We start from the raw sequence: 11,890 nt of genomic DNA on the forward strand, positions 1-11,890 counted from the left end.
TAAAGCGGAGCAAAATCGGAAGCATCGCCTCGTCATTACGCGCAATGTCTATCTCAACAATTTCATGCGTACGAATACGCTTCGCTATTCGTACCTACAGCAATCCAATCACGTCTCCACCACCCCCGCCGTTTGCTGCTCTAGCGTTTGGTGCGCGAGGGCGAGGTATTCTTTGGATTGCATTTCCGAGAGGCGGCTGGCGGTGCGGAAGAATTCGGATGCTTGCAAGCCAGCGACATAGACCTCTTCCACCGGCACATCGGCGGCGATGATGAGTTTGACGCGGTTGTCGTAAAACACGTCGACCAGCCACGTAAAGCGGCGCGCGAGATTGCTTTGTTCGGCGGTCAGTTTGGGCAAGCCGGATAAAAATACCGTGTGATATTCCTGCGACAAGGCCAAGTAATCAGCTTGCCCACGGCCATCGCCACACAGCACGGCAAAATCAAACCAAATTGCACCACCGGCGCGGCGGCGGGCTTTCAGTTGGCGGCCTTCGATTTGAATATCGGTTTTTTCATCATGCGCGGTGGCCATTTTGCCAAATAGCTCGGTCAGTTCTTGCTTATTCTCGGCATTATTCGGGTACAAATAGGTGCGCGCCGCAGTGAGCGTGCGTAGGCGGAAATCTTGGCCACCATCAACATTGAGCACATCGAGTTTGGCTTTGAGAAGTTCAATGGTCGGTAAAAAACTCGCCCGATGCAGGCCATTGGGGTACAAGCCATCGGGTGGATAATTCGAGGTCGTCACCAGTACCACGCCACGGGCAAATAGCTGCTCCATTAAGCGCCCCAATATCATTGCGTCGGCAATGTCGGACACATGAAATTCGTCAAAACACAGCACACGGCAAGATTTGGCCCATTGCTCGGCGACTTTGCCCAGCGGATCGTTTTGCCCTTGTTGGGCGCGTAAATCTTTATGGATTTGCTGCATAAAATGGTGAAAATGCAGCCGCTTTTTGCGCTTAAATGGCAGGCCAGCGTAAAAGGCATCCATCAAAAAACTTTTGCCACGCCCCACGCCGCCCCAAAAATACAGGCCACGCGGCAGCTCTGGCATCGGCAATAAACTTTTGCCAAACAGGCGATTGCGCTTTTGCTTAAACACCACCAAGGCTTGCCAAAGCGTTTCGAGGCGATCAATCGCGGTGGCTTGTGATTGGTCACGAATAAAGCCCTCTTGGCTGGCCAGCGATTGATACCAAGTGAGTGGACTAATACCAACGGCGGGCGGCGCAATAACATGTTGTGACATACGAAATCTCGTGGTGAAGCCAATCAATACAAAAAACCGATTTCAAAAAAAAACCCTGCAGCAAGTCGCAGGGTTTTTCGGTTTTTAATGCCTAATTACAGCGCTGCTGCGTTGTTCGCAAGGTAGTCCGCAACGCCGTCGGCAGAAGCGGTCATGCCTTTTTTGCCTTTGTTCCAGCCTGCTGGGCAAACTTCGCCGTGTTCTTCAGTAAATTGCAAGGCATCCACCACGCGCAACATTTCGTCGATATCACGACCCAATGGCAAGTTGTTGATCACTTGGTGCTGAACCACGCCGGCTTTGTCGATCAAGAATGAACCGCGCAAAGCCACGCCAGCATCCGCCAATTCAACGTCGTAGGCTTTGCAAATTTCGTGCTTGATATCGGCCACTAAGGTGTAGCCCACTGGGCCAATGCCGCCTTTATTGACTGGGGTATTGCGCCATGCCAAATGCGAGAATTGGCTGTCGATCGAAATACCAATGACTTCTACATTGCGAGCTTTAAATTCAGCCAAACGATGGTCAAAAGCGATTAATTCTGACGGGCAAACGAAGGTAAAATCCAGAGGATAGAAGAAAATAACTGCATACTTACCGGCAGTGGTGGCTTTCAGATTGTAGTTTTCAACGATCTCGCCCGAGCCTAAAACAGCAGCGGCGGTAAAATCAGGGGCTTGCTTCGCAACGAGTACAGACATGTAATGCTCCTAGCGGGATTAAATCGTAAGGGTTGAACAGCTAGCCTAAATATCGGGGCGTACCGAGTCAATTCAAGGTGAGCCGTGTGATTTTTACTGTTTATTTGGTATTTATATGGAAAATGCCGGACATACAAGCATTGCTTGCCAATGTTCTTACAGCTTGCCATCATAGCAAAACTGACACCTTCATCACAAAGGCTTGCAATGTTTGGCTCAAAATTCATTCAAATCACAACTGGTTTATTACTTTGTGCGTCGAGTCTACCTGGGTTTGCTAACGACAAGACCATTACTATTCTGACACAACAAGATGTGTTTAATGATTACCAACAGTTTATAGCCGGGCGTGACCCGGTCACACTCACACAATATGGTGGCCCAGGCTCACGCCGCGATGTGGTCGAATTGGTCTTAGTGCAACAAGCGCTCAAAGCCGGTGGTAATAGCTATCCGATTAAAATCGTGAAAGTCGACAATACCAGCGATTCATACAACCGCTTTATTAAAGAAATAACCTCAGGATCGGCCACGCTGGGCGGCAATAGCGCATGGCTGGTCGATTTAAAACAAATTAACGACAAAGTCTTTATTAGTGAGCCCAGCATCCGCCAAGGCGAATTTGAGGCGGGCCTATATACCACCGCCGACAATGCCGACGCGCGGCTATCAAAAACACTGCCACAAATTCAAGCGCTCACCGCCGTGGTAGCCGAAAGCTGGCTGCCCGATGTCGCGACGCTAGAAGCCATTAAATTTAAGCATGTGTTGAAAACCCAAAGCTGGGATTCAATGGTCGGCATGTTGGGCAAAAAACGCGCCGATGTGTTGCTCGCGCCATTTCAGCCGACGCCAGATTTATCAATGCAAGCCGGTGGCCGTAAACTGGTACCGATTAGCAATGTCAAAGTAGGATTACAAGGCAGCCGGCATTTCTTTGTCAGCAAAGCCTCACCCATCGGCAGCGACGTTGCCAAATCACTCAATATGGGTCTGGCTAAATTACGGGAACAAGGCACCATCGAAAAAATCTACCGCGACTCGGGTTTTTTCAATTCAGCCACGCGGAACTGGGAACGGCTCAATTAAAACGACGGCTTAAAACCCAATATGCGGAATCTTATTCTCTTATTCAATTTATCCACCCAAACTCATCGAACGTCGCCAAGCAGCTTACTAATTTAGCCACAGTCAAACTTGGATCGCAGCTCACTTTGATTGACGGGTTTAAACTATGCGACAGGCCGCAGTCGGCCAGAAGCAGACTTGCATCTTTAAATCGAGAAAAATTCTACATGGAGCCTTAATGAAAATTGAAAGACCCGGGATAATTTTATTTACTGAAAAGTATGAGCAATGTGTTGAATTCTATAAAGAAATTGTTGGCTTACCCTTCTTATATGACAAAGATGGATTAACATGCTTTGACTTTGGTGGCGCTTATCTGATGATCGAGTCAGGCTACAAAGTAGAGGCGATAAGAGATATTACTTCTACACAGACCATCATTCGATTTAATGTAAAGGATGTGAAAAACACAGCTGATGTGCTTATATCCAGAGGAGTTCATGTTGAGATACATGAATTTGAATGGGGTATTGTAGGCAATTTCCAAGACCCAGATAGCAATTGGTGCCAACTTAAAGATCAAACGCCAAACTTTGTGGTAACCCCATAATTAAAGCTAATGTGGTGTTAATTTTTAGAAGCTTGTGAGCTTCCGCTCTGGGTCGGGAGCTGCCGCTCAAACCACTGGATAAATGCGTGAGCGTGGATGGCGGCATCAAATAAGAACGAGTGGATAAATTGATAAGAATCCGCACAATAGACCTCGCACCGTCATCGTCCGTGCCAAACACAAGCGATGACGCGCTAGTAGGCACAAACCCGAAATAACATCCTCGCCACAATGATTCAAGCTTTGCTGCAACACACCATCAGAACGTTTTCTAGATGGGTATTGCCTTGTACCCTTTAAAATAAAAAGCACTGCGAGCAATACCCTCCCCACCAACATCATACCAAGGGTGCAGGCTCACCAAAGTAATAGCCCTGCGCAAAATCGACGCCGATCGTCGCCAATTGCGCCAAAATTTCTTCGGTCTCGACAAATTCGGCAATGGTTTTGCAGCCTAAGCTGTGCGCGATGTCATTCACGGCAATCACCATTTGCCGACTCACACGATCATTGGCAATGTCGGTCACCAAACTACCGTCAATCTTCAAATAATCCACTGGCAAGGTTTTAAGGTAATTAAAGGATGAGAAACCGCTGCCAAAATCGTCCAAGGCAAACATACAGCCCCGATGGCGTAATGTTTCAATAAAAAGGGATGATTCTTTTAAATTGGAAATCGCCGCCGTTTCGGTGATTTCAAAACACACATACGTTGGTGATACGCCGGTTAAATCCAGTTGCTGCAAAATAAATGCCAGCGTTTTTTTATTTAATGATTTGCCAGATAAATTAATCGCCAATTGCGGTAATGGCCGTTGTTCCAATTTGCACTGCGCCAAGTATTTCAAGCTGTGTTCCACCACCCAGCAATCAATTAAAGCCATCATGTCGTAACGCTCTGCCGCCGGAATAAAAGCGCTAGGCGCAATAATTCGGCCATTGGCATCGACTAAACGCAATAAAATTTCATAATGCGGGATTTGATGCAATTCACGATCAAAAGGCTCTATTTTTTGGTAATACAATTGAAAACGATTTTGCTCAATGGCTTCTTTTAATGTCGCCAATAATTGCAATTCATTATGCCGCTCTTGCAATTCAGTATCGTCTTGGCTGTACCAACTCAGGCGATTGCGGCCGGCGTCTTTGGCGGCAAAACAAGCAATGTCAGCTTGGCTCATCGCCTCTTGCGCGCTCACGCAGTGCGAATCGATCAAGACCAAACCAATGCTCACCGTAACGCCATGTGGGCGACCTTTCCAGACAAAGCGAAATTGCGCCAGTGCATGCAAAATACGCTCTGCCAAGATTTGCGCCTGCGGGATTTGGTCGCCAGAAATCAAAATCCCAAATTCATCGCCGCCTAAACGACCTAATAAGCTATTTTCGGTGCTCATTAAGCTTTGCAATAGATTGGTGACCAACCGCAGTAATTCATCGCCAGCCAAATGCCCGCAGGTATCGTTGACTAATTTAAATTGATCCAAATCGAGCAGCATTAAAATATGCTGCTGATTGGCTTCGACGGCCAACTGGTGCGCGGCGATCAGCGCACGCTCAAAACCACGGCGATTGGTCAGGCCAGTCAGGTAATCATGATCGGCTTGATACGCGAGTTTTTCGGTCAGCGCTTGCGATTCGGTCACGTCGTGCAGCACCAGCACCATGCCTTCAACCTGACCATCCGGGTCGTTAATCGGCGCAACCGCATATTCAACAATGAATCGCTCACCGGCTCGATTGGCCAAGGCCACGGTTTGCCGGGCAATGGCTTTATTGCGCTCTCTGGCATGCTGCAAGACGGCAAAAAAATCAGCGCTTTTTAAGTCGCCGCCCTGACAGATGATTTGGCTGACACACCGATCCCGCACTTCGCTTTGCGACCAGCCAAGCAGGCGCTCGGCAGCAGGATTGAGTAATTTAATTTTAAAGTCGGGCGTGGTGGTTAAGATGGCGTCGGTAATTGAAATCAGCGTCACATCGGCCAGTTCTTTTTCTACATATAAAGCGCGCTGCGCTTCTTCTCTTTGCTTTACGCCATGCTGCAGATTGATTCGCATTTGATTAAACGCGTGGACTAAAGATTGCAATTCATCATTTTCGGCGCGGCGCGCTAAACTCAGCGGCGCGGCGAGTAAGTTGTAATTTAACTGACCAGTGTATTGTGCAATATGGCTTAAGTGACGCGCAATTAAGCGATGATACAAAATCAAAAAGCACAAACCCGCCGCGCCCATGCCAAAACCCTCGAGCAGCAGTAAGCGCAAAAATTGATCGAACAACTGTGTTTTAAAGCCTTTGAGCGAGACCGTCAGGCTCAATTGCCCCAAACTAACGTGCTGATTGGTGAGTGGATGCAAATAGGCAATCGGAAAGGATTCGGTCAGCGTGTTCTCTGCGCCCTGAATATCGACACCAGAGGCGTAAATTTGCCCGTCATTTTCGACCAATTGAACGTAATCAATCACCCGAGTTTGCCGCAGAGAGTTTAATTGGCCATGTACGGCTTCGGTATTGACCAACCACAAATTACTTGCCAATTGCGAGACGGCGCTATGCCCTAATGTTCGCAAATCTGCCCGCGCTTTTAATAGCCCGCGATTGTATTCAACTTGTAGCAAAACCAAAGTCAGCGAAACCGTTACCACCAAGCCGGCAGCAAAAACAGACCACGCTAAACGCCATGCCAAACGATTTTCGGTATACCAAGTGCTTAAACGGGAAAACAAGAAGGGCTTCACACCGAGAGTTCCAAATCACAAGTGCTCGAGAATAAACGCCAAGTCGCTTAGAAACAACAAAAACCGTAAGGAATATTAGGAAAAGCTACGATTGATTCAAAAACAACAAGCGAGAAGGCTAGCTGTAAAAATCACGCAAGAAAAACAAGGGGAAATAAATAGAAATGGTGCGCCCGGAGCGATTCGAACGCCCGACCCTCTGGTTCGTAGCCAGATACTCTATCCAACTGAGCTACGGGCGCACTGGCATGCATCAAAGGCTGATTCATGCAAAGAGGCGTGATAATACAGCGCCCATCTGCTATCGTCAAGCCCATTTTGCCAAGCAATCGGCCTATAATGCGCCCATCAAATCCACGACAAGAGGCTGGCCATGCAATTTGAACATCTCATCCAAATTAACGACCTAACACAAATGCTCACGCCATTACTGACTCGACAACAACTGTGGCAAGGCTTAGTTTATCGTGCTGAGTCGCCGATGGCGTTTATGGATCACGTCGATGAGGTCACCTTACTTGAGCGCGGCCAAGATTGGGTGCAACGCAAAATGGTGATGGGCAAACTCACCGTTATCGATAAAATCCAATACCAGCATGAAACGCGGGTGCACTATCACACCGCAGCCAGTTCTGATCATGGTGGCGGACAAATGATCATGAAAATCGAAGAACCCAGTCCAGAAGCACTGTTTGTTCGTTTTACCTATATCACACCGCACCCAGATGCTCCCGATCCGGAAACAGCGCACTACCTTGAGTTTCTTAAATCAGCATGGCGTGAAACCGATATTGATACCGTTCGCAAAATTCGTGAGCTGGCGGCATCAGGTCAATTAGGCCAAATCACCTGACACCGAGCAGCCAAAAAGATTACACTCAAAGGCTTTCTTCGCTTTTTGGCACTCGGCATGCAAATCGGCATCATCTACACCCTGCTGGCCTTTTTAATTTGGGGTTTATTTCCGCTTTATTTTAAAGCGCTGCATGGCATCGCCCCAGAAGAGATTGTGCTGCACCGCTTTATTTGGTCACTGGTTTTTTTAAGCACAGTGTTACTCATCAAGCAGCGCTGGGCGTGGCTCAAACCCGCGCTCAAGCAACCCAAGCTGATTGGCGTATTTGTCTTGAGCGCCGTCTTACTCGCTAGCAACTGGTATACCTATATCTGGGCTGTCAATGCTGGGCGCGTGGTTGATGCCAGCCTAGGGTATTTTATTAATCCTTTGATTAGTGTTGTGCTGGGCGTTATTTTTTTGCATGAACGACTGCGCCGTGCCCAATGGCTGGCGATGGCCATTGCCGCAGCAGGCGTTGCTTGGCTCACGTGGCAAGCTGGGCACCTGCCTTGGGTGGCGCTGATCTTGGCGTGTACCTTCGCCCTATATGGCTTACTGCGCAAAACGGCTCAACTTGGCGCGCTCGAAGGGCTGTCACTGGAAACCTTGGTGTTATTTCCCATCGCGCTAGTGGCCATGGTGTATTTACTCACCACCGGGCAAAGTGATTTCGTGCGCGCGCCCATCTCCACACAAGCGCTGGTTTTATTGGCTGGCCCAATTACCGCCATTCCACTGCTTTTGTTTGCTGCTGGCGCCAGAAGAATCCCACTGTCTTTAGTCGGCATTTTGCAGTACACCGGCCCAACGCTACAGCTTTTGATCGGCGTGTTTGTTTTTCACGAAACGTTTGGCGCAGCTCGAATCATCGGCTTTGGCTTAATTTGGCTGGCCTTAGCGGTATATGCCATGGATGGTTGGCTCAATTACCGCAGAAATAGTAAATAATTATACCAATCAACTATTTCTTGATACGTTACAAATCCTATATCATTGCGCCCCTGTATAAAGCAGCTCTAATTGACAATTTATAGGAATACGCAAGATGACGGCCCCAACTCTATTTGCCGAGAAAGACCTTACTGCCAACCCTGCGCCATTGGGCCTCATGGGTTTTGGCATGACGACTGTGCTATTAAACCTGCACAATCTGGGCTTGTTTGGTAATAGCGCCATGATCTTAGCCATGGGCATTTTTTATGGCGGTCTAGCCCAAGTCATCGCCGGCGTTTTAGAATGGAAAAAAGGCAATACCTTTGGGATGACCGCATTTACTTCATATGGCTGCTTCTGGCTGTCTTTGGTTGGCTTGCTGGTCCTACCTGAAATGGGCTTAGCCGAAGCGGCAACGAGCTCAGCCATGGGCGCGTATTTATTGATGTGGGGTATTTTCACTGCGTTCTTATTTGTCGGCACGCTCAAAATGGATAAAGCATCGCAATTTATCTTTGGTTCTTTGACCCTGTTATTTGCTTTGCTGGCGATCAGCGACTTCAGCGGATCGGCCACGATTAAGCAAATTGCTGGTTTTGTTGGTTTACTGTGCGGCGCATCGGCCATTTACACTGCAATGGCGCAAGTATTGAATGAAGTGTACGGCAAAACGATTTTATGCCTTGGCGGTAAAAGCCATTAATCTGGCCTCAATAAACACCGCGTAAATAAAAAGCCATTCAACGATTGAATGGCTTTTTTTATTCCTTCCTATTCATTCCGCGCCCTTTTACCGTGAATGGCTTAAACACCGCATTTTTAACGCCAAAAGTAATCTAGTACATTGTCGTTGAATGCATCAGCATGAAATACTCACGATACTGACCACTTGGAGTTGCTATCATGTCATTGAAAACCAAAGCACTATTTCCCCTACTTTTGGTTTTAGCCACTTCCGCATGGGCATCTAGCCCATGGCGCGAAGGCCGCCATTACAGCCAAGGCGAGATTGTGCGTTATCAAGGCCAAACTTATAAGGCACGTCAAGGCCATCAGGCTGAGCGGGGTGCCAATTGGAACCCCGAAGCCGCCGCGTCACTCTGGGCGCCAGTAGAGCGTCGAAATAACGGTCGTTTTGGCTGGCAAGAAGGTAAATACTATAGCAAAGGCCAGATCGTGAATTATCAAGGCCGCAGCTATCGTGTGCGCCAAGGCCATCAATCTGAACGTGGCGCAAACTGGAATCCTGCTGCAGCCCCCTCGCTATGGGAAGCTTTAGACGGCAATCTCAATTGGCGCTAATTGAATTGGCGACAATTGAATTCCGCCTCGCAATAAAAAAAGCGCATCAATCGATGCGCTTTTTTATTTATTCCACAATATGCAGCTTAATGCAGCTTGAGCGATGGCCGAGCTACGCGACGTAATTTATCCCCCACCCAGAGCAAGCCCGTCAACATCCAACCATGTACTGCCGCTTGATGCATCCGGTACAGCGAAGCGTAAATTAATTTCGCGCCACGGCCTTCAACATAATAATTGCGCTTAGGGCCAACAATCGACGCCAAACTGCCTACTGCCGTATGCTTACCCAAAGACACCATCATGCCTTGCGGTTTAAATACAAATGGCAACACTTCACGCCCCGCCAATTGTTGCTGAATCGTTCCGGCTAGCCATTCTGCTTGTTGATGCGCTACCTGCGCGGTCGCCGACAACGTGACACCATCATCATTGGGTGAACATGAGGCACAATCCCCAATGGCATAGATGTGCTTATCGGTTAAGGTTTGCAAGGTGGCGGTCACTTCAATTTGATTTAAACGATTGGTTTTTAAACCCAACGTTGTCAACCAATCGGCACCTTTAACACCGGCAACCCAAACTCGAATATCACTGTCAATTTGACGACCATCGGCCAAAACAAAACCTTGCTCAGTCACTTCGACGACGCGACTATTATTGGCGACTAAAATACCGCGCTCAGCCAAAGATTCGGTCGCGTATTCAGAAAGCGACTCCGGCGCACCGGCTAAAATCCGACTCATCCCTTCGATAATGGTGATTTCCAACTGCGCTGGGCTTAACTCAGCGCCATAAATATGCATTTCACGGATGGTATGATCAATTTCAGCCGCCAATTCAACGCCCGTAGGGCCGCCACCGACAATGCCAATATTGAGTTTACGGACTGAATTTCCTGAAATCCCGACGGCAAAAGAGAGATCGAGGATTTTTTTACGCAGTTGTTCGGCTTCAACCGGATTATTCAAAAACATGCAGTGCTCTTTCGCACCTGGCGTTGCAAAATCATTGGCAATCGCCCCCAATGCCAGCACCAAGGTGTCGTAAGCAATTTCACGCGGTGCGGCGATTTGCTTGCCTTCTTGGTCTAACACGGCCGCCACTTGAATCACTTTACGTTCACGATCAACACCGGCCATCCAGCCAAATTCAAATTGATAATGATTACGCCAAGCATGACCAAAATAATTGACCTCATCCTCACCGGTATTGAGCGCACCGGTCGCCACTTCGTGCAATAACGGTTTCCAGATGTGTGTCGCTGAGCCATCAACCAGCACCACTTTAGCTCGCTTGGCCGAGCCCAAAGTTCGTCCCAATTTAGTGGCTAACTCTAAACCACCAGCTCCGCCGCCAACAACGACGATACGATGCAACTTTGTGCTCATACAAGGCTCCCAAAATGACGTGCCGCAAGGCAAATTAATGTGTCTTGAGTATACCTTGAGCATGCAATGGATTGTAATTTTAATACGTAATAAAAGACAAAATGATCAAGTAAAAATTACATCGTCATTTTGAGAAGGTATCTAAAATACGGGGTATCATCACCCAAGCTTTATAAATCAAGAGATAGCGATCAATACATCAAAAAATAAACCGCCCCCTAATCAACACGTGGGGCTAACACCCGCTCCAACAATGACTTCACCATCGCCGGTTCAAAAGGCTTATCACAAATCCCAGACACCCCCGCCTGCTCGATCGCGGCCAGTCGACCACCATCGGTCTCAGAAGAAACCATCAAAATCGGCAATTGACTTTGCCAACTCTGTGTTCGTACATATTCAATTAATGCTTGACCATCCATTTCAGGCATATTGAAATCGGTGATTAACAAATCAAAAGCGCTGTCTTCCAACAAGACTTTGCCCGCCTTACCGTTCTCTGCCTCAGTAATATTGCGAATTCCAAGGTTTTCTAGCACTTTTCGCATGTAGTTTCGCGCGGCCCGTGAATCATCCACCAATAAAACGCGAATATATTCCAATTCAATTTCATGCTCTTCGAGCGAATGATCAACCGTCAAATAATCCAACGTCATCATTAGGGCATTATTTAAATGCTCATTACTAAATGGCTTAGGCAAAATCGCGCAAGCGCCCAGTTGCCGTACCGGCTCGAGCACTTGCGGCCGCATTTCACTTGAGATCAAAATAAACGCCAGATCTTGTGTTTCCGCCCGATCACGTAAATGCGTCAGCAATTGAACACCGGTCATATCCGATAAATACAAAGCACTTAAAATTAAATTAGGTGATTGCACGGTCAAGGGTTGTAGCAATGCGAGGGCTGCACTGGCAGTTTCAACCCAACGCACATTGACGATGCCCAATTCAAGCAAGCGCGCCTCCATGACCTTACCTTGCACCGCTGACGGCTCAATCACTAAAGCACGCAAATCACTAGGCACATAAAATGAACTCATTTGGGC

The 11,890-nt window shown here is 47.9% G+C and carries 11 protein-coding genes and 1 tRNA gene; 6 read left to right on the forward strand and 6 right to left on the reverse strand.

Annotated features, from left to right (window positions below; genetic code table 11):
* Positions 1-108 precede the first annotated feature (108 nt).
* Positions 109-1,260: a cell division protein ZapE gene (zapE, locus tag LG219_RS10285; RefSeq protein WP_226764403.1), complete on the reverse strand. Its 1,152-nt coding sequence runs from the start codon at positions 1,258-1,260 to the stop codon at positions 109-111.
* 95 nt (positions 1,261-1,355) lie between these two features.
* Positions 1,356-1,961, reverse strand: a complete 606-nt coding sequence (locus LG219_RS10290) for a peroxiredoxin (protein WP_226764404.1) — start codon at positions 1,959-1,961, stop codon at positions 1,356-1,358.
* 207 nt (positions 1,962-2,168) lie between these two features.
* Here LG219_RS10290 and LG219_RS10295 point away from each other — a divergent pair, with 207 nt between their 5' ends.
* Both LG219_RS10295 and LG219_RS10300 read left to right on the forward strand, forming a co-directional pair.
* Positions 2,169-3,050 (forward strand): hypothetical protein, encoded by an 882-nt coding sequence (locus tag LG219_RS10295; protein WP_226764405.1) that lies wholly within the window; start codon positions 2,169-2,171, stop codon positions 3,048-3,050.
* Between the two features lie 217 nt (positions 3,051-3,267).
* Positions 3,268-3,639, forward strand: a complete 372-nt coding sequence (locus LG219_RS10300) for a VOC family protein (protein ID WP_226764406.1) — start codon at positions 3,268-3,270, stop codon at positions 3,637-3,639.
* 338 nt (positions 3,640-3,977) lie between these two features.
* Here LG219_RS10300 and LG219_RS10305 read toward each other — a convergent pair whose 3' ends face one another.
* Both LG219_RS10305 and LG219_RS10310 read right to left on the reverse strand, forming a co-directional pair.
* On the reverse strand, positions 3,978-6,380 hold the full coding sequence (locus LG219_RS10305) for an EAL domain-containing protein (RefSeq protein ID WP_226764407.1): 2,403 nt from the start codon (positions 6,378-6,380) through the stop codon (positions 3,978-3,980).
* A 165-nt stretch (positions 6,381-6,545) separates the two neighbouring features.
* Positions 6,546-6,622: transfer RNA gene (locus LG219_RS10310), tRNA-Arg, on the reverse strand.
* Between the two features lie 131 nt (positions 6,623-6,753).
* Between LG219_RS10310 and LG219_RS10315 the strand changes: the two genes are divergently transcribed.
* From LG219_RS10315 to LG219_RS10330, 4 genes are all read left to right on the forward strand, one after another.
* On the forward strand, positions 6,754-7,233 hold the full coding sequence (locus LG219_RS10315) for an SRPBCC family protein (protein WP_226764408.1): 480 nt from the start codon (positions 6,754-6,756) through the stop codon (positions 7,231-7,233).
* Between the two features lie 57 nt (positions 7,234-7,290).
* On the forward strand, positions 7,291-8,166 hold the full coding sequence (gene rarD / locus LG219_RS10320; RefSeq protein ID WP_226764409.1) for an EamA family transporter RarD: 876 nt from the start codon (positions 7,291-7,293) through the stop codon (positions 8,164-8,166).
* Between the two features lie 97 nt (positions 8,167-8,263).
* Complete coding sequence (locus LG219_RS10325) at positions 8,264-8,854, forward strand: acetate uptake transporter (protein ID WP_226764410.1); 591 nt, start codon at positions 8,264-8,266, stop codon at positions 8,852-8,854.
* Between the two features lie 200 nt (positions 8,855-9,054).
* Positions 9,055-9,453, forward strand: coding sequence for a carbohydrate-binding protein (locus LG219_RS10330; RefSeq protein ID WP_226764411.1), 399 nt, complete (start codon positions 9,055-9,057; stop codon positions 9,451-9,453).
* A gap of 86 nt (positions 9,454-9,539) precedes the next feature.
* Here LG219_RS10330 and LG219_RS10335 read toward each other — a convergent pair whose 3' ends face one another.
* A complete protein-coding gene (locus tag LG219_RS10335) occupies positions 9,540-10,844 on the reverse strand; it encodes an NAD(P)/FAD-dependent oxidoreductase (protein ID WP_226764412.1) in 1,305 nt (434 codons plus the stop codon).
* Positions 10,845-11,062: 218 nt separating this feature from the next.
* Positions 11,063-11,884 carry a response regulator gene (locus tag LG219_RS10340; RefSeq protein ID WP_226764413.1) on the reverse strand — a complete coding sequence of 274 codons (822 nt, stop codon included), beginning with the start codon at positions 11,882-11,884 and terminating at the stop codon, positions 11,063-11,065.
* Positions 11,885-11,890 lie beyond the last annotated feature (6 nt).

The organism is Deefgea salmonis, from assembly GCF_020531905.1.
In the GTDB taxonomy this organism is placed as follows: Bacteria; Pseudomonadota; Gammaproteobacteria; order Burkholderiales; family Chitinibacteraceae; genus Deefgea; species Deefgea salmonis.